Source organism: Leclercia sp. UBA1284, from assembly GCF_002308415.1.
Lineage (GTDB): Bacteria > Pseudomonadota > Gammaproteobacteria > Enterobacterales > Enterobacteriaceae > Enterobacter > Enterobacter pneumoniae.
Window position 1 is genome coordinate 631,600 of record NZ_DBUS01000006.1, and the last position, 21,124, is coordinate 652,723.

Below are 21,124 nucleotides of genomic sequence, written 5' to 3' on the forward strand. Positions count from 1 at the left end.
AAGAAGCAAGTTTTTTTGGTGATTTTTTCGATGAAGGAAAGAAAGGAGATAATTTACCTTCGGCGTATGATCAAAAGATATCAATCTAACAGGAGTTTGGGTTGTCTCTTTTATTTGGAGGACGTGCAACACAGTTAATTTCGCGTAACGGGTTTTCTGTTTTATTACACACATTGCAATGAATGCTTTCAGCCCGATGGAAAGTATGGGCTGTCCCTATCTGAAAAATAAGTTGATCAGGAAATAACAATGAAGTTTATTAAGCCAAAATATCTGGCCCTTTTTGTTGCGGCAGCAACCAGTTCGGCATTTGCCGCGCTGCCGGGTACGCCTTCAATTACCACCGGCAATGACAAATTTGCCCTGGTGCAAGTAGACCAGACGGCCCAGGATTACAATAACCTTATTAAAGTTCACAAAGATGGCGTTGACGTTAAAGTCGAATGGACCGTCTGGAGCGGCGATGCCCCTACCTCGGCCAAAGTGCTGCTCGATGGCCAGACGGTCTGGACCGGCGCGGGTAGCACCGCAGGTAACGCGACCTTCAAGGTCAAAAAAGGCGGACGCTATCAGGAGCAGGTGCAACTCTGTAACGATAGCGGGTGTTCAACCAGCGCCAGCAAGCTGATTATCGTGGCCGATACCGACGGAAGTCATCTGCTGCCAATGAACACGCCGCTGCTGGAAAATAATAAAACGTTCTCGCAGCACACCGACAAGGTGGTGGGCGCCTATTTCCCGGAATGGGGGGTGTATGACCGTAACTTTACCGCCGATAAAATCCCGGTGGCTAACATCAACCATCTCCTGTACGGCTTTATTCCTATCTGTGGCGGTGACGGCATCAACGACAGCGCCAAAGCGTCCGGGGCGCTGGAAGCGCTAAAACGCGCCTGTCAGGGACGCCCGGATTATACCGTGGCCATTCATGACCCCTGGGCGGCCCTGCAGAAGCCTCAGCAGGGCGTAACCGGCTGGGACGAGCCTTACAAAGGTAACTACGGCCAGCTGATGGCGATGAAAAAGGCGCATCCGGATCTGAAGATCCTGCCTTCCGTAGGCGGCTGGACGCTGTCCGATCCGTTCTTCCAGATGAACAACCCGGAACTGCGCGCCCGCTTCGTCTCCTCGGTTAAAGAGTTCCTGCAAACCTGGAAAGTGTTCGACGGCGTCGATATCGACTGGGAATTCCCGGGCGGCGGCGGCGAGAACCCAGGGCTGGGTAACCCGCAGACCGATAAAGCCACCTACACCGCGCTGATGCACGACCTGCGTCAGATGCTGAACGAGCTGTCCGCTGAAACGGGCCGGACATACGAGCTGACCACCGCGATCGGCGCGGGCGGCGATAAGATTGAAGACGTGGACTACAACACCGCGCAGCAGTATATCGACCACATCTTCCTGATGAGCTACGACTACTACGGCGGCTGGAGCAATACTGAACTGGGCCATCAGACGGCACTGTATGGTGCCTCCTGGAAGCCAGACACCAACTACACCACCGATAACGCGGTCAATGCGATGTTGGCTCAGGGCGTACAGCCAGGCAAAATCGTGGTCGGCGCGGCGATGTACGGTCGCGGCTGGAAAGGGGTGCACGGTTATACCGGCGATAACCCGTTCACCGGCACGGCAACAGGCCCTATTCCGGGCTCCTGGGAAGCGGGGATTATCGATTACCGCGACATCGTCAAGAATATGCTGGGCAAACCCGGCTGGGAATATAAGTACGACGCCGCGGCCGAGGCACCGTATCTGTTTAACCGCTCCACCGGCGAGCTGGTGAGCTACGACGATGCGCGCTCCGTCAAAGCGAAAGGCAACTACGTGCTGAATAAAAACCTCGGCGGGCTGTTCGCATGGTCCATCGAGTCTGATAACGGCGATATCCTGAATGCCATGAACGAAAGCCTGGTAAGCGGCGGCTCTGCGCCGGTGGATCCGGTGGTGACTAACCATGCGCCGGTAGCGTCAGCGACAGATATGAACGTGACGGGCCCGGCCTCCGTGACCCTGGACGGCTCTGCCTCTTCCGATCCGGATGGCGATGCGCTGACCTGGAAATGGACCCAGGTATCCGGTACGGCGGTGACTCTGGCCAACAGCACTCAGGCGATTGCTAACTTCAATCTTCCGGCTGTCACCAGCGATCAGACTTTCGTCTTCCGCCTGACCGTGACCGACGCCAAAGGGCTGAGCAACGCGATTGATGTGCAGGTGGTGAATAAAGCGCCTAAAGCTAACCAGGCGCCGATCGTCAATGCGATGGATCCGGTAACGGTTGAGGCGGGTGAAGCTATCTCCCTGCATGCTCAGGCGACGGACCCGGATGGCGATGCGCTGACTTACAGCTGGAGCGTACCGGCAGATATGAATGCGACCGGAACAGATACCGCTAACGTGCGTATCACCGCCCCGGAAGTGAGCAATGCCTCGACCTATACCCTGAGCGTGATCGTTTCTGACGGGAAAACCAGCGTGCAGTCTAACGTCCCGGTGACGGTCAACCCGAAAGCGGCGCCAGCGCCAGCGGACGAAGAGACCACGCCATCTGACGAAGGCACCACACCGGCAGACGAAGGCACCACGCCATCTGACGAAGGAACGACGCCAGCAGACGAAGGGACAGCGACCGGCAACTGCGACGCCCCCGTTGATGCTAACGCCAGCCAATATGCGGCCTGGGCAGCGAATAAAGTCTATAACGCCGGCGATACCGTCAGCTTCGACAATCTGGTGTGGAAAGCGAAGTACTGGACGCAGGGCAATCAGCCTGGATTCGGCGCACAGGCCTGGGAGCTGGTCAGCCAGGTGAAATTCAACTGGCGCTCTGATGTGGTCTATAACGGCGGCGACACCACCACGTACGAAGGTAATCAATACCGTGCGAAGTGGTGGACCCGCGGTGATAAACCGGGCAACAGCGATGTCTGGGTGAAAACCGGCCCGGCGTCAGATTGCAATTAATCTCTCTGTAGCACGCAACACCCCCCGGATGGGGGGTGTTTTTTTCTATGTCACCCGGCGCACTGATCTCATCCCAAAGCAGGTACTGATGAAAACGTTACTGCTCATTATGCTCCTCGTCAGCCAGGGCGCTTACGCCAACTGCTGGGACAAAGCCGCACAGGCCTACCACGTCGATCCCTATCTCCTGTACGCCATTGCGCACGTCGAATCCGGGATGAATCCCTGGGCGATTGGCAAAAATGCCGACGGTACCCGGGATGTCGGCCTGATGCAGATCAACAGCATCCACTTTCCGGCGCTGGAGAGTCGGGGAATTAGCGAATACCAACTGATATTAGAGCCCTGCACCTCGATTATGGTCGGGGCCTCTATTTTGTCCGGCATGATTAAGGTGTATGGCAATAACTGGGAGGCGGTCGGGGCCTACAACGCCGGGTTAAAAAAAGAGAATTACCCGCAGCGGATGCTGTATGCCCGGAAAGTCTGGCAAAAATATCAGCAGTTAAAGATGCCTGCCCGCCATAGCTGAGTGCCGCGACCCTTGTTGACGCATCAGCGATGCAGCTTACCGTGATCCCGCAGCCATGCGGCTGTGCGCACAATCCCGTCATCCAGCGTCACCACGGGCGCATACCCCAGCTCACGTTCGGCGCGGCTAATATCCAGCGTAAAATCAAAGTTCAGCTTAGAGACGCCGTAGTGGGTGAGGGCGGGCTCTTTCGACGCTTTATTGCCAAGCCGCTCCATGCTGCGGGCAATGATATCCAGCATCGGGTAGGGCACGGAGCGGATCCGACAGTGAATATTCAGCTCGTCTATCAGCCGCTGTACGATGCTGCGTAAGGAGCGAGGCTCGCCGTTGGTGATGTTATAGGCCCGTCCGGAGGGGAGAGCGTCGGCGCTGATCTGACTCGCCAGCCACATGGCATGGACGGCATTTTCGTAATAGGTCATATCCACCAGCGCATCGCCGCCACGTGGCAGCAGCACGCTGCCGTAGTGGTGCATCATCTGCGCCAGGCGCGGGATAAAGACCTTATCGTGCGGCCCAAAGAGACTTTGCGGACGCAGTACCGTAAAGCGGGTGTGGGGATTCGACTGCGCCAACAGATCGATCACCTCTTCGCTGGCCGCTTTACTGCGGGCAAACTCGCAGGCGTAGCGCTGAGGACGAAAGTCCTCTTTAACATCCCGGTGATGGTGATAATCGAAATAGAGCGACGGCGAAGAGATATGAATGAAGTTACGCACGCCCCAGGCCACGGCCCACTCGCCCAGACGACGCGTGGCGCGCACGTTAGCAAGATCGAAGGCTTCCTGCGTGCCCCACGGAGAGGTAAAGCTGGAGCAGTGCCACAGGGTGTCGATTCCGGCCAGCATCACTTTAGCCTGCGAAGAGACCAGCTCCGTCAGGTCGGCATGGACAAACTCAGCCCCCATCTTCTGCAGCAGTTTACCCATCGCTTCGTTGCGACCGGTGGCCCTGACGCTAATGCCTTTGTTGCGCAGAAACTCGACCGCATTTCGACCTAAGCCGCTGGTGGCGCCGGTAACCAGTACCTTCATATCAATCCACTGTGTTGAAAAGAATTTCGTGCGCATTCTTCCGTGAAATACGCCACGATGCAATGGTAAAGGCGAAAGTTTAAGAGTTTTATTTATACCCTTATCCGTCAGGCTGCCTGTGCCCTGGCTTTGTTATTCGGCCCGGTTCCGGGTTTGACCAGGGGCCTGGCGCGATGGCGTCAGGGCTGAGGTTTTTCCGCCAGGCGGGCAATACGTTTTGCCATGCCGCGAAAAATGAACAGATGCGCCGGAATCATCAACAGCCAGTAGAACAGACCCGGCATGCCGTGCGGATGCCACCAGGCGCGGACGTCAAGCTCGCGGTGATCGCCTCTGTCCTTCAGGGTAAAGCACAGCCGCCCCAGCCCGGGGGCCTTCATACCAAAGAGTAAGGCCAGCTGCTTTTCCGGCTCAACGATAATCACTTTCCAACTATCTACCGCGTCGCCCACCTCCAGCATCGCCCTTGCCGGACGGCCCTTCGCCAGCCGGTGGCCCACCAGCAGATCCAGCGCGCCGCGGGTCTGCCAGAGCAGGTTGCCAAAGAAATAACGCTCTTTGCCGCCAATCTGATTCACCACCGCCCACAGATCGCTAAGGCTGGCGTCAGTTTTCACGGTACAGCCCGCCTGTTTAGGGAAGTAGCCATACTCCGGCCGCCAGCGGGCAAAGGCCTGCGCATCAAAGCCCCAGTCGCTGGAGTTGACCAGTTTCTCTTCTTCTTTCAACGTATTGCGAACCGCATCGTCAAACGGGATTAACGGCTGGGGGATCAACGCCCGCAGCGCAGCGTCGTCGGCCAGCAGATCGTGCTTCAGCCCCTGAATCAAGGCCTTGGCGGTTGTCGGGGGCACGGAGGTGATGACGTTTAAAAACCACACCGAAATCCAGCGGGTCGGGAAGGGAATAGGGATCAGCGGCCGGTGGCGACCGCTCACCCGCATAAAATGTTCAAACTGCTGTTGATAGCTGAGCACCTCTGGCCCGGCGGCCTCCAGAACCCGGTGGCGCTGCGCGGGATGGTTGAGCAGTTCCACCAGATAGTGCAGAAGATTTTCCAGCGCGATGGGCGTGGTACGCGAGCGCACCCAGCGCGGCGGCGTGAGCACCGGCAGGTTATAGACCATGTCGCGCATCACTTCGAAGGCGGCAGAGCCCGCCCCAACGATAATCCCCGCCCGCAGTTCGGTAAGGGGAATATTCGCCCCGCGCAGGGTCTCGGCGGTGAGCTGGCGTGCGCGCAGGTGGTCTGACTGCTCCTGCTCCGGCGCCTGTAATGAACTGAGGAAAATAATCTGCCTGACCGGCGTCGCCAGCAGGGCATCGCGCACGTTCATCGCTACCTGACGCTCGTGGGCAATAAAATCGCCCCCTTCGCCCATGCTGTGCACCAGATAATAGAGCGTATCCACTCCTTCCAGCAGCACGGACAACTCTTTCGGCCAGTTGAGATCGACGCTATGGCAGGAGACACCCGGCAGGTTCTGTTTTTGCAGCCGTTCAATGCTGCGTGCCACCGCCAGCACCCGATGCCCCTGCGTACTGAGGACTGTGACCAGGTGTTGGCCGATATAGCCGCTGGCGCCCAGCACCAGAATTCGTTGTGGCACGCGGGGCTCCTTAGCGCTGCAGGAAGGCCTGCCAGTGGCTTACCACCTCGGCGAGCTGAGCGCGACTGACGTCAAGGTGCATCACCAGACGCACCACGCCGGAGGCGTTGATCAGCACCCCACGGGCTTTCAGATATTCGCCCAGCGCGGCGGCACGCTCATCGCCCACCCGCACAAACAGCATGTTGGTGTCATGACGCATCACATCGGCCCCGATCTCGCGCAGTTGCCCGGCCATCCAGGCGGCGTTGTCATGATCTTCTTTCAGGCGCTGGACGTTATTTTTCAGGGCGTACAAGCCCGCTGCCGCCAGGATTCCGGCCTGACGCATCCCGCCGCCGGTCATCTTGCGCCAGCGGTTGGCCCGTTTGATGTACTGGGCATCGCCCACCAGCAGCGAGCCAACGGGGGTGCCGAGACCTTTCGAGAGACAGATGGTGAAGGAGTCGCAGTACTGGGTGATGGCTTTCAGTTCGCAGCCATATTCCACCACCGCGTTGAAGATACGCGCCCCATCCACATGCAGGCCCAGCCCGCGCTCGCGGCTGAATTCCCACGCCGCTTTGAGATACTCGCGTGGCAGCACCTTACCGTTATGGGTATTTTCCAGGCTTAACAGTTTCGTACGGGCGAAATGGATGTCGTCAGCTTTGATTTTGGCCGCCACTTTATCCAGCGGCAGGGAGCCGTCGGCGGCAGCGTCGATGGGCTGCGGCTGGATACTGCCCAGTACCGCGGCACCACCGGCTTCGTACAAGTAGTTATGCGCCCCCTGGCCGACAATGTACTCTTCGCCGCGTTCGCAGTGGCTAAGCAGGGCCACCAGGTTGGCCTGGGTGCCCGTAGGCAGGAACAGTGCAGCCTCTTTACCGCTCAGTTCAGCGGCGTAACGCTGGAGTTCGTTAACGGTGGGGTCATCGCCATAGACGTCGTCCCCGACCGGGGCGGCCATCATCTCTTCGAGCATGGCGCGCGACGGGCGGGTAACGGTATCACTACGTAAATCAATCATCTCACATCCCTATAGTTAGACAGGCAATGTGAGACATTTTTACCTGAGCCAGTTGGTTTTGGCTAGCTCCATCACCTCGTCGCCGCGACCACTAATAATCGCCCGCAGCATATACAGGCTAAAACCTTTCGCCTGCTCCAGCTTGATTTGCGGCGGGATCGCCAGCTCCTCTTTGGCGACGACCACATCCACCAGTACCGGGCCGTCGATAGCGAATGCGCGCGTAAGCGCCTCGTTGACGTCGGAGGCCTTTTCAACGCGGATCCCGGGGATACCGCAGGCTTCGGCGATACGGGCAAAGTTGGTGTCATGCAGTTCGGTGCCGTCGGTCAGATATCCCCCGGCCTTCATCTCCATCGCCACAAAACCCAGCACGCTGTTGTTAAAGACCACAATTTTGACCGGCAGCTTCATCTGTACCACCGACAGGAAATCGCCCATCAGCATGCTAAACCCACCGTCGCCGCACATCGCCACGACCTGACGCTGCGGTTCGGTCGCCTGGGCGCCCAGCGCCTGCGGCATGGCGTTTGCCATTGAGCCGTGGTTAAACGAGCCGAGCAGACGACGCTTGCCGTTCATTTTCAGGTAGCGTGCGGCCCAGACGGTAGGCGTGCCCACATCACAGGTGAAAATCGCGTCCTCGGCAGCGAGATCGCTGATCTGCTGCGCCAGATATTGCGGGTGAATGGCTTTGTCGCTCGGTTTCGCCAGATCGTCCAGCCCTTTACGGGCGTCGCGATAGTCGCTTAGCGCTTTATCGAGGAACTTACGCTCGGTTTTCTCTTCCAGATGGGGCAGCAGCGCGGCGAGCGTCGCTTTAATATCCCCCACCAGGGCCATATCCACCTTACTGTGGGCACCGATGCTGCCGGGGTTAATATCAATCTGAATGATTTTTGCGTCGGTGGGGTAGAAGGCACGATAAGGGAACTGGGTACCCAGCAGGATCAGCGTGTCGGCATTCATCATCGTGTGGAAGCCGGATGAGAAGCCGATAAGGCCGGTCATCCCTACGTCATAGGGGTTGTCATACTCAACATGCTCTTTCCCGCGCAGGGCATGGACGATGGGCGCTTTTAGCTTTTCCGCAAAGGCCAGCAGTTCATCATGCGCCCCCGCGCAGCCGCTGCCGCACATCAGCGCGATATTGCTGGAGTATCGCAACACCTGCGCCAGCTTTTTCAGCTCTTCTTCTGCCGGGGTGACCACCGGTAACGGGGCAGGATACCAGTGGCTGCTGGCTGTTTCCGGCGCGGGCTTCAGGGCCACGTCGCCCGGCAGCACCACTACCGAAACGCCACGGTTCAGAATCGCTTTGCGCATGGCGATGGCCAGTACCTGCGGGATCTGCTCTGGGGAGGAGACCAGTTCGCAGTAGTGGCTACATTCCCGGAACAGCTCCTGAGGATGAGTCTCCTGGAAATAACCGCTGCCGATTTCGCTCGAGGGGATGTGAGCGGCGATGGCCAGCACCGGTACGTGGTTACGGTGGCAGTCAAACAGACCGTTAATCAGGTGCAGGTTGCCCGGTCCGCAGGAGCCAGCGCACACGGCGAGCTCTCCCGTCAGCTGTGCTTCTGCCCCGGCGGCAAAGGCGGCCACCTCTTCATGGCGGGTGGGCATCCAGTCAATGGTTCCCATGCGGTTAAGGCTATCACTCAAGCCATTGAGGGAGTCGCCGGTGACCCCCCAGATGCGTTTTACCCCTGCCTGTTCCAGCGTTTTTGCAACATATGCCGCCACAGTCTGTTTCATGGTGATCCAACTCCTTTTTGTGATATCGCTTACAAGCTTAGAAGAAAATTACCGCTCTGCCCCCCTGGTATCAGCTGCTATCCATTCGAAACAATTAGACATATTCTGGCTGCAGTTCAGATAAAACAGGAGTAATTTCAAATGGTTAAATCATTGTTAATTGCTGTTAATAAAACGCTAACACACGACGATATGGGCAGGCTGTTGTTACGCCTTGCCGTGGGCGGGTTAATGCTCTTTCACGGCCTGCATAAGCTTTTCGGTGGCGTGGAGGGTATTAGCGGCATGCTGGTTGCCAAAGGTTTACCGGGGTTTATCGCTTACGGGGTGTTGGTGGGGGAGGTGGCGGCACCGATCCTGATTATTCTGGGGATCCTGACTCGACCGGCGGCGCTGGTTCTGGCGTTTACTATGGTCGCCGCGTGGCTAATGGTGGGAACAGGCAAAACCTTAGCGCTGGATGCGGTAGGGGCCTGGGCCATTGAAAGCCTGGTCTACTTCTTCGTGGGGGCACTGGCGGTAGCGCTGTTGGGTGCGGGTCGTTACGCCCTGGCAAGCCATCCGGCGTGGAAATGAAAGTAAAAACGCCCGGCGATGTCACCGGGCTTTTTTATCAGGCGAGGACTAAATCCCCCTGCGGATGGCAGGAGCAGGCCAGCACGTAACCGTCGGCGATTTCGGCGTCGGTCAGCGTCATGGTGCTGCTCACCGTATACTCGCCGGACACGATCTTCGTCTTACAGCAGCCGCACACGCCAGCACGACAGGCCGCGGCCACCGGCACCTTGTTACTCTCCAGCGCCTCCAGCAGCGTGGTGCCCACGCGGCCAAAGAAGGTTTGCGCAGGTTGCAGCTTAGTGAACTTAAGCCCGCTGGTTGCCGCTTCGGCAACAGGGGTGAAGAACTGCTCTTTAAAGAAGCGGGTCACACCCAGCGCTTTAACCTCTTTTTCCACGATATCCATGTACGGCGCAGGGCCGCAGGTCATCACGGTGCGGGAGGCAATATCCGGCACGCTTTGCAGCAATTCCCGGCTCAAACGACCCGAGACAAAACCGTGGGTAGCGTTATTTTCTGCCACCAGCGTGACCGGGTAGTTACGCCACTCCTCGGCAAAAATCACATCCTCTGGCGAGCGGACGCTGAAGATCACCTGCACGTCGGCCTGTGGGCGGTTTTTTGCCAGCCAGCGGCGCATTGACATTACGGGCGTCACGCCGCAGCCGGCGGCCAGCAGCAGGAATTTATCCTCAGGCTTATCATCACAGGTAAACTCGCCCTGCGCGTCTGAAAGCCAGATGTAATCCCCACGTTTTACGTCGCGGGTCAGCCATTCGGAACCTGCCCCTTCATCAATGCGACGGATGGTAAGCGTAATGTACTCGCTCACGCCCGGCGTGGAGGAGAGGGTGTAGGCGCGCAGGGTGTCCGCAGAGTTGCGGACACTGACCAGCGCATACTGACCTGCACGGTACGGATAGTAGTCATGGCACAGCAGTGACAGCGTCCACACATCCGGCGTCTCCTGATGGATGTGATGAACCTGCATCCGCCACGGACATTGTGAGGTTGGCATGGTCATGAATCTCTCCTTACGCGCTCAGCAGCTCTTTCATATCTTCTTCAACGGTGGTCACGGAACGCAGACCAAATTTCTCGTTCAGCACGGCCAGCAGGTCCGGCGTCAGGAAGCCAGGCGCGGTCGGGCCGGTGACGATGTTGGTCACGCCCAGTGAGAGCAGGGTCAGCAGGATAACGATCGCTTTTTGCTCGAACCAGGAGAGCACCAGCGACAGCGGCAGGTCGTTCACGCCGCAGCCCAGTTTCTCCGCGAGGGTGACGGCCAGAATGATGGCAGAGTAGGCGTCGTTACACTGACCGGCATCGACCAGACGCGGCAGGCCTTCGATGTTGCCGAAGTCCAGCTTGTTGAAACGGTACTTCCCGCACGCCAGGGTCAGGATCAGGCAATCATCCGGTACGCTGGTGGCGAAATCGGTGAAGTAGTTACGCTCGCCGCGCGCGCCGTCGCAGCCGCCAATCAGGAAGATGTGACGCAGTTTTTCACGGCTCACCAGGTCGATGAGGGAATCCGCCGCACCCAGCAGGGTTTCGCGGCCAAAGCCCACGGTGATCAGGTGTTCAATTTCGCTGTAAGGGAAGCCAGCCATCTGCTGCGCCTGGGCGATAACCGGGCCGAAATCGTCGCCTTCGAGGTGGCTCACGCCCGGCCAGCCGACGATGCTGCGGGTCCAGATGCGGTCATCATACGCGCCCACGGTAGGGTCGATGATGCAGTTAGAGGTCATCACGATGGGGCCAGGGAAGCGGGCAAATTCAACCTGCTGGTTCTGCCAGCCGCTGCCGTAGTTCCCGACCAGGTGTTTGAATTTACGCAGCTCCGGGTAGCCGTGTGCAGGCAGCATTTCACCGTGGGTATAGACGTTAACGCCGGTGCCTTCGGTTTGCTTCAGCAGGTTGTAGAGATCTTTCAGGTCATGCCCGGAGATGAGGATACATTTGCCTTCGGTCGCTTTCACGTTGACCTGGGTTGGCGTTGGGTGGCCGTAGGTGCTGGTTTCACCGGCATCCAGAATGCTCATCACCTTGAAGTTCATCTGGCCGATTTCCATTGAGCACTCCAGCAGAGCGTTCATGTCGGAAGGCCAGGTGCCGAGCCATGCCATGATTTTGTGGTACTGGGCATAGATGTCGTTGTCGTACTGGCCGAGAACGTGCGCGTGTTCCATATAGGCCGCGGCACCTTTCAGACCGTACAGGCACAGCAGACGCAGGCCGAGAATGTTCTCGCCAATCGCCGCTTTGTCTTTGTTCGGGGTAAATTCCGCCGCCTGACGCTGCAGGTCGCCCAGGTCGTCACTCACCAGCTGCAGCTCGGCCATTGGGTTATCCACGCGCGCGCTGGCGTCGGCGTTCAGGCATTGGGCCTTCAGCGCTTCACGCAGGGCAATGGCTTCGCGGGCATAGCCGACGATGCGAGGAGAATCAAAGTTAACGTTGGTCAGCGTGGAGAAAAATGCGCGTGGCGCGAAGCTGTCGACGTAGTGGTCGATAATACCGTATTCGCGGGCTTTGAATGCCCATGCGGAAAGCCCTTGCAGGGAAGCGATCAGCAGATCCTGCAGGTCTGACGTCTCGGCGGTTTTACCGCACATGCCCTGCGCGTAAGAGCAGCCATTGCCTGCCGGGGTACGGATGGTTTGTTCACATTGCACACAAAACATAATCACACCTGTTAAAGTTATATTTGATATACATGTTTAAGATTATGCTGGTGCCAGATCAGAGAAAAGCGCTTTCTGATACAAAATGGAGGGAGATTGATTTAGCGCAATTTTGGCGGCAGAGACCTACCGCCAGAGGGGTATCAGGCCGAGAAGAAGGCCATCAGAATGGGCACCAGCAGGCTAAGAACAAAGCCGTGAACAATGGCTGCCGGCACCAGCTCCAGGCCTCCAGAGCGCTGCAGGACGGGCAGAGTAAAGTCCATCGACGTGGCGCCGCACAGCCCCAGCGCCGTGGAGCGGCTGCGTCGTACCAGACCCGGAATCAACATAATGGCAATCAACTCGCGGGCCAGATCGTTAAAGAAGGCGGCGCTGCCGATGACCGGGCCGAAAGATTCGGTCAACAGAATGCCGGAGAGGGAGTACCAGCCGAAGCCGGACGCCATCGCCAGTGCGGTGTTGAGCGGCAGGTCGAGGATAAAGGCATTAATGACCCCCGCCAGTAACGAGCTGCCGACCACCACGACCGCCACGATCATGCCGCGACGGTTCAGGACAATCTGTTTCAGGGTCATGCCGCTATTTCTCAGCTGAATACCGACCAGGAACAGCAGGAAGATAAGGGTATATTCACTGGCTTCGGTCGCGTGATGTAATACCGCCCATCCGGTGAGCCCAAGCAGAAAGCCGAGCACCACCACTCCGCATAATTTTAATGACTCCAGCGCCATCGCTATACGCGAGGGTAATTTTTCCTGCTGATGATGGTTTTTCCACGGAATAGTGCGCTCCAGCCATAACAGGGCGGCAATATTGCACAGCAAAATAACCACAACGGTGATGGAGGAGTAATAGAGTATCGCCAGTAAATTGGTCGCCAGGTTATCCAGAAAGGCGAGGCTGATGCCCATAAAAAAAAGAATGACGTAAACTATCCAGCTCAACAGGCGATTAATTAGCTTTAATGCAGCTGCGTGTCGGAGGGGGATAAAGTAGCCTGCTATCAGTGGTAGCAGAATGATTAATAATCCTGAAAACATGAACAACACAATCCTTATTGAGTAGCTGAATAGCGCCGATGACACTACCGAAATAGAGCTGCTCAGTAAAGGTGCAAATGGAAAACCGGGCAGCGCAGAGCCACCCGGTATTATTTTTAATCGCGTTTTTCCAGCAGCGTGCGGTACAGCACGCCACCCAGGATACCGCCCACGATCGGCATCACCCAGAACAGCCACAGCTGCTCTAACGCCCAGCCACCCTGGAAGATCGCCACCGCGGTGCTGCGCGCCGGGTTAACGGAGGTGTTAGTCACCGGAATGCTGATCAGGTGAATAAGCGTCAGTGCCAGACCGATGGCAATCGGCGCGAAACCGGCCGGTGCGTGTTTGTCGGTAGCGCCATGAATGACCAACAGGAAGCCGGCGGTGAGCACGATTTCAATCACGATGGCTGACAGCATTGAGAAGCCGCCCGGAGAATGTTCGCCAAAACCGTTCGAGGCAAAACCGCTGGCCGTCGCATCAAAGCCTGCCTTACCGCTGGCAATCACATACAGAATAGCGGCGGCAATAATCCCGCCCACCACCTGGGCCACCACGTAACCAATAATGTCTTTCGCCGGGAAACGTCCGCCCGCCCACAGGCCCAGCGTCACGGCCGGATTGAAATGGCCGCCGGAAATATGCCCCACGGCGTAGGCCATGGTTAATACCGTCAAGCCGAAAGCCAGCGCAACGCCAGCGAAACCAATCCCTAATTCCGGAAATGCGGCTGCCAGAACAGCACTACCGCAACCACCCAATACCAGCCAGAATGTACCAAAACATTCCGCCGCTAATTTTCTGAACATAACCACCTCAATGTAAAAACGAGCTTTTTCCATCGCTCACAATTTATCGTCATAAAATATGACAATGTTTAACGGCGTTATTTTAAAAATGAACCGCATGGTTCACCAGTGAAATAAAACCCACAAATTTGATTCAGGGCAATGCGAGGTTATTCCTTTTTTAATTTTCGGGAGATAACGGGCGACGAATATTAATATCCGGCCTCTTTAAATTTCAAATGAAAGTGCCTTGTCATATTCTTATTTTTATATTTGCTGGCATAACTCTCCTGACAATATTCGACTGTCGGGCCGGGGTTGCTGGCGCTATACTGCTGATAACTTAAAGGAAAGAGTGTCATTGTCCCGGAGGACCTATGCTGCTTGAACGGGTGGAAATCGTAGGGTTTCGCGGCATTAATCGCCTGTCGCTGATGCTGGAACAAAATAACGTCCTGATCGGGGAAAATGCCTGGGGTAAATCTAGCCTGCTGGACGCGCTCACGCTGCTGTTATCATCGGATGCCGAACTCTATCACTTCGTTCGCGATGACTTCTGGTTCCCACCGGGCGATATTCAGGGGCGGGAACACCATCTGCACATTGTTTTGACCTTCCGGGAAACCGATCCTGGCCGCCACAGGGTACGTCGCTACCAGCCTCTTGCCGGGTGCTGGGTGCCTTGTCAGGATGGTTATCAGCGTATTTTTTACCGTCTGGAGGGCGAACTCGCGGACGATGAGAGCGTACTGACCCTGCGCAGTTTTATCGATGCGGAGGGTAATCCCCTGGAGAGGGACAATATCGACGAGCTGGCGCGTCATCTTATCCGTCTGGTGCCGGTGCTGCGCTTACGGGATGCCCGCTTTATGCGCCGCATCCGCACGGGGTCGGTGCCTGCTATGCCGGAGGTGGAAGTTACCGCCCGTGAGCTGGATTATCTGGCGCGCGAGCTGGTGGCGCGTCCGCAAAATCTTAGCGATGGCCAGATCCGTCAGGGTCTCTCTGCTATGGTGCAGTTGCTTGAACACTACTTCTCCGAGCAGGGCTCCTCGCCCGTGCGCAACCGGTTGATGCGCCGACGGTCCCACGATGAGCAGCGAAGCTGGCGTTATCTCGATATCATTAACCGGATGATCGACAAACCCGGCGGACGATCGCACCGGGTGATTCTGCTGGGACTCTTCTCTACCTTGCTGCAGGCAAAAGGGACCGTGCGACTGGACAGGGATGCCCGACCGCTGTTGTTGGTTGAAGATCCGGAAACGCGCTTGCACCCCATCATGCTATCGGTGGCCTGGCACCTGCTGAATTTGCTGCCGTTACAGCGCATCACCACCACCAACTCGGGTGAGCTATTGTCACTTACGCCGGTGGAGCAGGTCTGTCGGCTGGTGCGTGAGTCGGGACGCGTCTCGGCATTTCGCCTTGGACCGGGTGGAATGAATGCTGAAGAGAGTCGCCGCATCGCTTTTCATATCCGTTTTAACCGCGCCTCTTCGCTCTTTGCCCGCTGCTGGCTGCTGGTAGAGGGCGAAACCGAAACCTGGGTCATCAACGAGCTGGCCCGTCAGTGCGGGCACCATTTTGATGCTGAGGGCATTAAGGTCATTGAGTTCGCCCAGTCCGGCCTCAAGCCGCTGATTAAATTCGCCCGCCGGATGGGCATTGAGTGGCACGTTCTGGTGGATGGTGACGAGGCGGGGAGAAAATATGCCGCTACCGTTCGTGGGTTACTCAATCACGATCGGGATGAGGAACGCGATCATCTGACCGAACTGCCCGCGATGGATATGGAGCATTTCATGTACCGACAGGGTTTTGCCGATGTCTTCCACCGGGTGGCGATGATCCCCGCCGATGTCCCTATGAACATGCGGCGGGTCATTACTAAGGCGATTCACCGCTCATCCAAACCTGATCTGGCCATTGAAGTCGCGATGGAAGCAGGGCGCCGTGGGGTCGATTCGGTTCCCACGTTACTGCGAAAAATGTTCTCCCGCGTGCTCTGGCTGGCGCGCGGTCGGGCGGATTAACGAAACAGACCGCTCATTTGCGCCGGCACCGCATCCAGTAACTGATATCGGCGGCGATACTCAGCTCGTTTTTTACTGGCGATGTCAGCCTCGCTTTTACGGGGGATGACGCAGGGAATGTAATAATAGCCGCTTGCATCACATTCGCCGGCCACAGAGGCCCAGAAGGCGCTGTAGTCGGCGTGAATTTTATCTTTCTTATCGCGGTAGCGCAGGCTGCGATAGATATGGGTTTCGTTGCTGACTGCCAGGATCTGGTTGATGTTAAACGCCTGGGCAAACTGACAGACGGCTTCCATAACCAGACGTTTCGGGAAGAGACCATGACAGGCCTTGGTCGCTTTCTGAATCTCTTCGTGCGGCAATTCGCGTTTGCCTCCCTGTAACCCACCGATGAACAGCGTGGGTTGATTCTGGTATTCACAGAGCGTAAAGGTCATCTCTGCCAGCGTCTCTCCGCTGCTGTTACGCATTAAAATCGTGCTGTCGCCCTCTTTATCCAGCGAGATCATCATCGTGAACTCCAGGGTATATGTGTCGCCATCTTTGCCCTGCAGCTGTGCCAGCACCAGGCCGTTGCCGCGCAGATAGTTGCGCAGCTCTTCAGGGGAGAGGGTGGCGTAGAGGCGGCTGTAGTGATAACGAACGGCGTCCAGCTTCTGCTTACGGGTTAAGTTGGCCGCCAGATAGGGGCGATGCAGGCGCACGGGCAGGCGGGGCTGGCGGATCAACAGCTGATTGAGCTCCGGCAACTGGGCCAGAACGTTCATCCACTCCAGACTTAAACGTGGCATCATTAACGAGCGCAGCAGAAATTTACGGCGGAAGCTGCGCTGGTGCCAGAATTTACCCGGCCGCCATTTTCCGCTGAGCAGGTCAAAAAACAGTCCCAGGCGAGTGAGGGGGGGGGGCGTGAGCGCGTTATCAGTAAGCTGCGACATAGTGAAACCATCCATTATTATTGATGGGGTGATTTCATCATTTGTTAACTTAACGAATTATCAATAACTCTGGTACTCTCATTACTATTCAAACCTTGTTTAACCCCAGTTGATATTAGCCTTCTCATTTTGATGGAACATTCGAAGGAACCAGGATCGTTATGAAGATCAGAAGTAAGCTCAAAAAGCGGTATATCCTTGCTGCGATTATTATTTTCGTTGCGCTGATTGCTGTCTGGAAGACGCTAAATAAACCCACTCCTCTCTACCAGACGCTTATTGTCCGCCCGGGCGAGCTGCAACAAAGCGTATTGGCTACCGGTAAACTTGATGCACTGCGTAAAGTCGACGTGGGCGCACAGGTGAGCGGGCAGCTGAAAACGCTGTCGGTTGAAATTGGGGATAAAGTGAAAAAAGGGGAACTGCTGGGGGTTATCGATCCTGAGCAGGCTGAGAACCAAATCAAAGAGGTGGAAGCGACCCTGATGGAGCTGCGCGCCCAGCGCGGGCAAGCCGAAGCAGAGCGTAAACTGGCCCAGGTGACGCTGGCGCGCCAGCAGCAACTGGCCAAAACCCAGGCCATCTCTCGTCAGGATCTGGATACAGCGGCCACAGAACTGGCGGTGAAGCAGGCGCAGATTGGCACCATTGATGCGCAAATCAAACGCAATCAGGCCAGCCTCGACAGCGCCAAAACGAACCTCGAGTATACCCGTATCGTCGCGCCGATGGCCGGTGAGGTGACGCAAATCACTACCCTGCAAGGGCAGACGGTGATTGCCGCTCAGCAGGCTCCAAACATTCTGACCCTCGCAGACATGAGCACCATGCTGGTGAAAGCCCAGGTCTCCGAGGCGGACGTTATCCACCTTAAACCCGGTCAAAAAGCCTGGTTTACCGTGCTGGGTGACCCGCAAACCCGCTATGAAGGGGTGCTGAAAGATATCCTGCCAACGCCGGAGAAGGTCAACGACGCCATTTTCTACCATGCCCGCTTTGAAGTCCCGAACCCAAAAGGGGTGTTGCGTCTGGAGATGACCGCGCAGGTGCATATCCAGCTCACCGGCGAGAAAAATGTGCTGACCGTACCGCTGGCGGCGCTGGGCGAATCGACCGGAGATAATCGCTATAAAGTCAAAGTGCTGCGTAACGGCGAGACCCGTGAGCGTGAGGTCAGCCTCGGCTCGCGCAATGACACGGACGTGGTGGTTGTGAAAGGGCTGGAAGAGGGGGATGAGGTCGTCGTCAGTGAGAGCCTGCCGGGAGCGGGTAAATGACCGCTTTGCTTGAACTGAATGCAATTCGCCGGAGTTACCCTTCGGGGGATGGCGAGGTAGAGGTGCTGAAAGGCATCACTCTGCAGGTTGAAGCGGGTGAGATGGTCGCCATCGTCGGTGCCTCGGGCTCCGGTAAATCCACCCTGATGAACATTCTCGGCTGTCTGGATAAACCCACCAGCGGCACCTACCGCGTGGCGGGCACCGACGTGTCGACCCTCAGTGGGGATGCCCTGGCCAAACTGCGCCGCGAGCACTTCGGGTTTATCTTTCAGCGTTATCACCTGCTCTCGCATCTGAGCGCCGTACAGAACGTCGAAGTGCCAGCCGTTTACGCGGGCGTAGAGCGCCGCAAACGGCTGGAGCGGGCACAGGCGCTCTTAACCCGGCTGGGGCTGGGCGAGCGCGTCGATTATCAACCCTCGCAGCTTTCCGGCGGTCAACAGCAGCGCGTCAGTATCGCGCGTGCTCTGATGAACGGCGGGCAGGTGATCCTCGCTGACGAACCCACCGGGGCGCTCGACAGCCACTCCGGCGAAGAGGTGATGGCAATCCTGCACCAACTCCGCGATCAGGGGCATACGGTGATCATTGTCACCCACGATCCCCAGGTTGCCGCCCAGGCAGAGCGCATCGTGGAGATCCGGGATGGCGAGCTGGTCAGCAATCCTCCGGCAAAGCAGGGCCAAACACGCAGTCAGCAGGTGGCGCTACCGCCCCCCTCCGGCTGGCGCCAGTTTGCCAGCAGTTTTCGTGAGGCACTGACCATGGCCTGGCTGGCGATGGCGGCCAATAAAATGCGAACCCTGCTGACGATGCTCGGCATCATTATCGGTATCGCTTCGGTGGTCTCGATTGTGGTGGTCGGCGATGCGGCCAAGCAGCTGGTGCTGGCCGACATTCGCGCTATCGGGACCAACACCATTGATGTCTATCCCGGTAAGGATTTTGGCGATGACGAGCCGCAGTTCCAGCAGGCGTTGAAGTATGACGATCTGGCCGCGATCCAGAAGCAGCCGTGGGTCAACTCGGCCACGCCAGCGGTGTCGCAAAACTTACGCCTGCGCTACGGCAATATTGATGTGGCGGCCAGCGCTAACGGGGTGAGCGGCGACTATTTCAACGTTTACGGCATGGCCTTTAGCGAGGGGGCGACCTTCAACGCTGAGCAGCTTGTCGGGCGCGCGCAGGTGGTGATTCTGGATGCCAATTCACGTCGTCAGCTCTTTCCGAATAAGGCGAAGGTGGTGGGCGAGGTGATTCTGGTGGGCAACATGCCCGCAACGGTCATCGGCGTCGCCGAAGAGAAGCAGTCGATGTTTGGCAGCAGTAAGATCCTCCGCGTCTGGTTGCCCTATACCACTATCTCCGGGCGTATTATGGGGCAGTCGTGGCTGAACTCCATCACCGTGCGCGTGAAAGAGGGGTACGATAGCACCCAGGCCGAGCAGCAGCTTGCACGCCTGTTAACGCTGCGGCATGGCAAGAAAGATTTCTTCACCTGGAACATGGACGGCCTCTTGAAAACGGCGGAAAAGACCACACGTACTCTTCAGCTGTTCCTGACGCTGGTGGCGGTCATTTCACTGGTGGTGGGCGGCATCGGGGTGATGAATATCATGCTGGTGTCGGTCACGGAGCGAACCCGGGAGATTGGCATCCGCATGGCGGTGGGCGCCCGGGCCAGCGATGTGCTTCAGCAGTTTTTAATCGAGGCGGTGCTGGTCTGTCTTGTGGGCGGTGCGCTGGGCATCTCCCTCTCGCTATTAATTGCGTTTACGTTGCAGCTCTTTTTACCGGGCTGGGAAATTGGCTTTTCGCCGATGGCGCTAATGACCGCTTTCTTGTGCTCAACCTTCACCGGCATTTTGTTCGGCTGGTTGCCTGCACGCAATGCGGCAAGGCTGGATCCGGTGGATGCGCTAGCGCGAGAATAAGCGAAATAAAAATGCCAGCCGATCGGGCTGGCATTTTGACTGCATGATGTACACAATGAAGCAGAGAGCTAGGCGGTCGCCTCGACTTCGTAGGGCACAATCACACTTGCGTGATTGCCTTTTGGCCCTTGATGTACATCGAACCGGACCGACTGCCCGGCTTTTAACGTTCTGTAACCATCCATTTGAATGGTGGAATAGTGAGCGAAAATATCTTCGCCGCCGCCTTCAGGGCAGATGAAACCAAACCCTTTGGCGTTGTTGAACCACTTAACAGTACCCGTTTCCATGCTTCGACATCCTTCGTAAGTCTTATTAATTAAGATGGAATGAACCGGTGGCGGAGCGGGGGCTGTTCAAAACCTCGCCAACTCTCGCCAGTCTAATTTAGATAAACCAAACAGATCGTCAAGCGTTTGCCGGCGGGGGAAGGGGAAAAATGAACCAAAATTTGAAGCAGTTAACGCTATTGCCGGGTATTGTGACAGACATCGCGGATGGCAATAATAGATGAGAGTTATCTGACAACTGGGGTAGATTGAAGTTATGTATGATCCTCAGTCAGGGCAGCGTACAACGATGATGATGACTGACAATGGGTAAGACGAACGACTGGCTAGATTTCGACAAGCTGGCGGAAGATGAAGTGCGCGACGCGCTAAAACCGCCATCTATGTATAAAGTTATGTTAATGAACGATGACTACACGCCAATGGAATTTGTTATTGACGTGCTACAAAAGTTCTTTTCTTATGATGTAGAACGTGCAACGCAACTGATGCTTGCCGTTCACTATCACGGCAAAGCCATCTGCGGAGTATTTACCGCAGAAGTCGCAGAGACGAAGGTGGCGATGGTGAACAAGTATGCGAGGGAGAACGAGCATCCGTTGCTGTGTACGCTGGAAAAAGCCTGATTCAGGCATGAAAATTGGG

Annotated in this window: 17 protein-coding genes; 7 read left to right on the forward strand and 10 right to left on the reverse strand. The window is 56.9% G+C overall.

Annotated features, from left to right (window positions below; translation table 11 throughout):
- The first annotated feature begins 249 nt into the window (after positions 1 to 249).
- Entirely contained in the window at positions 250 to 2,970 is a 2,721-nt protein-coding gene (locus tag B3511_RS06245) for a glycosyl hydrolase family 18 protein (protein ID WP_286777771.1), read from the forward strand.
- Positions 2,971 to 3,058: 88 nt separating this feature from the next.
- The gene (gene iagB / locus B3511_RS06250) at positions 3,059 to 3,502 is read left to right on the forward strand and encodes a type III secretion system invasion protein IagB (protein WP_040076365.1); all 444 of its coding nucleotides are present in this window, start codon (positions 3,059 to 3,061) and stop codon (positions 3,500 to 3,502) included.
- A 23-nt stretch (positions 3,503 to 3,525) separates the two neighbouring features.
- Here iagB and B3511_RS06255 read toward each other — a convergent pair whose 3' ends face one another.
- The 4 genes from B3511_RS06255 to poxB form a co-directional block, all read right to left on the reverse strand.
- Positions 3,526 to 4,539 carry an NAD-dependent epimerase/dehydratase family protein gene (locus B3511_RS06255; protein ID WP_286777772.1) on the reverse strand — a complete coding sequence of 338 codons (1,014 nt, stop codon included), beginning with the start codon at positions 4,537 to 4,539 and terminating at the stop codon, positions 3,526 to 3,528.
- A 179-nt stretch (positions 4,540 to 4,718) separates the two neighbouring features.
- Entirely contained in the window at positions 4,719 to 6,149 is a 1,431-nt protein-coding gene (locus B3511_RS06260; RefSeq protein ID WP_286777773.1) for an SDR family oxidoreductase, read from the reverse strand.
- Positions 6,150 to 6,159: 10 nt separating this feature from the next.
- Positions 6,160 to 7,161: a low-specificity L-threonine aldolase gene (gene ltaE, locus B3511_RS06265; protein ID WP_040076363.1), complete on the reverse strand. Its 1,002-nt coding sequence runs from the start codon at positions 7,159 to 7,161 to the stop codon at positions 6,160 to 6,162.
- Positions 7,162 to 7,200: 39 nt separating this feature from the next.
- A complete protein-coding gene (gene poxB, locus B3511_RS06270) occupies positions 7,201 to 8,919 on the reverse strand; it encodes a ubiquinone-dependent pyruvate dehydrogenase (protein WP_040076362.1) in 1,719 nt (572 codons plus the stop codon).
- Between the two features lie 141 nt (positions 8,920 to 9,060).
- Here poxB and B3511_RS06275 point away from each other — a divergent pair, with 141 nt between their 5' ends.
- Positions 9,061 to 9,495, forward strand: a complete 435-nt coding sequence (locus tag B3511_RS06275; protein WP_286777774.1) for a DoxX family protein — start codon at positions 9,061 to 9,063, stop codon at positions 9,493 to 9,495.
- Between the two features lie 37 nt (positions 9,496 to 9,532).
- Here the strand turns inward: B3511_RS06275 and hcr are convergent, their stop codons facing one another.
- The 4 genes from hcr to aqpZ form a co-directional block, all read right to left on the reverse strand.
- Positions 9,533 to 10,501: an NADH oxidoreductase gene (hcr, locus tag B3511_RS06280; protein WP_046886854.1), complete on the reverse strand. Its 969-nt coding sequence runs from the start codon at positions 10,499 to 10,501 to the stop codon at positions 9,533 to 9,535.
- A 10-nt stretch (positions 10,502 to 10,511) separates the two neighbouring features.
- Complete coding sequence (hcp, locus tag B3511_RS06285) at positions 10,512 to 12,164, reverse strand: hydroxylamine reductase (protein ID WP_207293348.1); 1,653 nt, start codon at positions 12,162 to 12,164, stop codon at positions 10,512 to 10,514.
- A 143-nt stretch (positions 12,165 to 12,307) separates the two neighbouring features.
- On the reverse strand, positions 12,308 to 13,207 hold the full coding sequence (locus B3511_RS06290; protein ID WP_040076358.1) for a lysine exporter LysO family protein: 900 nt from the start codon (positions 13,205 to 13,207) through the stop codon (positions 12,308 to 12,310).
- Positions 13,208 to 13,323: 116 nt separating this feature from the next.
- Complete coding sequence (gene aqpZ, locus B3511_RS06295; protein WP_212477481.1) at positions 13,324 to 14,019, reverse strand: aquaporin Z; 696 nt, start codon at positions 14,017 to 14,019, stop codon at positions 13,324 to 13,326.
- Between the two features lie 356 nt (positions 14,020 to 14,375).
- On the opposite strand from aqpZ, the gene B3511_RS06300 reads away from it, so the two are divergent.
- Complete coding sequence (locus B3511_RS06300; protein WP_207293350.1) at positions 14,376 to 16,034, forward strand: ATP-dependent endonuclease; 1,659 nt, start codon at positions 14,376 to 14,378, stop codon at positions 16,032 to 16,034.
- On the opposite strand, the gene B3511_RS06305 is transcribed toward B3511_RS06300, so the two are convergent.
- Positions 16,031 to 16,975 carry a VirK/YbjX family protein gene (locus B3511_RS06305; protein WP_286777775.1) on the reverse strand — a complete coding sequence of 315 codons (945 nt, stop codon included), beginning with the start codon at positions 16,973 to 16,975 and terminating at the stop codon, positions 16,031 to 16,033. The two genes, B3511_RS06300 and B3511_RS06305, sit on opposite strands and share 4 nt — an antisense overlap.
- 161 nt (positions 16,976 to 17,136) lie before the next feature.
- Between B3511_RS06305 and macA the strand changes: the two genes are divergently transcribed.
- Entirely contained in the window at positions 17,137 to 18,252 is a 1,116-nt protein-coding gene (macA, locus tag B3511_RS06310) for a macrolide transporter subunit MacA (protein ID WP_286777776.1), read from the forward strand.
- On the forward strand, positions 18,249 to 20,189 hold the full coding sequence (macB, locus tag B3511_RS06315) for a macrolide ABC transporter ATP-binding protein/permease MacB (protein ID WP_286777777.1): 1,941 nt from the start codon (positions 18,249 to 18,251) through the stop codon (positions 20,187 to 20,189). The genes macA and macB overlap by 4 nt, the downstream gene beginning before the upstream one ends.
- A 68-nt stretch (positions 20,190 to 20,257) precedes the next feature.
- On the opposite strand, the gene cspD is transcribed toward macB, so the two are convergent.
- Positions 20,258 to 20,479 (reverse strand): cold shock-like protein CspD, encoded by a 222-nt coding sequence (gene cspD / locus B3511_RS06320; RefSeq protein WP_040076353.1) that lies wholly within the window; start codon positions 20,477 to 20,479, stop codon positions 20,258 to 20,260.
- 305 nt (positions 20,480 to 20,784) lie between these two features.
- On the opposite strand from cspD, the gene clpS reads away from it, so the two are divergent.
- Positions 20,785 to 21,105, forward strand: a complete 321-nt coding sequence (gene clpS / locus B3511_RS06325; protein WP_046886849.1) for an ATP-dependent Clp protease adapter ClpS — start codon at positions 20,785 to 20,787, stop codon at positions 21,103 to 21,105.
- Positions 21,106 to 21,124: the final 19 nt, after the last annotated feature.

Bases quoted from the DNA above. Each gene is read 5' to 3' on its own strand.
- B3511_RS06245 (WP_286777771.1), top strand. From the start codon at position 250: ATGAAGTTTATTAAGCCAAAATATCTGGCCCTTTTTGTTGCGGCAGCA.
- iagB (WP_040076365.1), top strand. From the start codon at position 3,059: ATGAAAACGTTACTGCTCATTATGCTCCTCGTCAGCCAGGGCGCTTAC.
- B3511_RS06255 (WP_286777772.1), bottom strand. From the start codon at position 4,539: ATGAAGGTACTGGTTACCGGCGCCACCAGCGGCTTAGGTCGAAATGCG.
- ltaE (WP_040076363.1), bottom strand. From the start codon at position 7,161: ATGATTGATTTACGTAGTGATACCGTTACCCGCCCGTCGCGCGCCATG.
- poxB (WP_040076362.1), bottom strand. From the start codon at position 8,919: ATGAAACAGACTGTGGCGGCATATGTTGCAAAAACGCTGGAACAGGCA.
- B3511_RS06275 (WP_286777774.1), top strand. From the start codon at position 9,061: ATGGTTAAATCATTGTTAATTGCTGTTAATAAAACGCTAACACACGAC.
- hcr (WP_046886854.1), bottom strand. From the start codon at position 10,501: ATGACCATGCCAACCTCACAATGTCCGTGGCGGATGCAGGTTCATCAC.
- hcp (WP_207293348.1), bottom strand. From the start codon at position 12,164: ATGTTTTGTGTGCAATGTGAACAAACCATCCGTACCCCGGCAGGCAAT.
- B3511_RS06290 (WP_040076358.1), bottom strand. From the start codon at position 13,207: ATGTTTTCAGGATTATTAATCATTCTGCTACCACTGATAGCAGGCTAC.
- aqpZ (WP_212477481.1), bottom strand. From the start codon at position 14,019: ATGTTCAGAAAATTAGCGGCGGAATGTTTTGGTACATTCTGGCTGGTA.
- B3511_RS06300 (WP_207293350.1), top strand. From the start codon at position 14,376: ATGCTGCTTGAACGGGTGGAAATCGTAGGGTTTCGCGGCATTAATCGC.
- B3511_RS06305 (WP_286777775.1), bottom strand. From the start codon at position 16,975: ATGTCGCAGCTTACTGATAACGCGCTCACGCCCCCCCCCCTCACTCGC.
- macA (WP_286777776.1), top strand. From the start codon at position 17,137: ATGAAGATCAGAAGTAAGCTCAAAAAGCGGTATATCCTTGCTGCGATT.
- macB (WP_286777777.1), top strand. From the start codon at position 18,249: ATGACCGCTTTGCTTGAACTGAATGCAATTCGCCGGAGTTACCCTTCG.
- cspD (WP_040076353.1), bottom strand. From the start codon at position 20,479: ATGGAAACGGGTACTGTTAAGTGGTTCAACAACGCCAAAGGGTTTGGT.
- clpS (WP_046886849.1), top strand. From the start codon at position 20,785: ATGGGTAAGACGAACGACTGGCTAGATTTCGACAAGCTGGCGGAAGAT.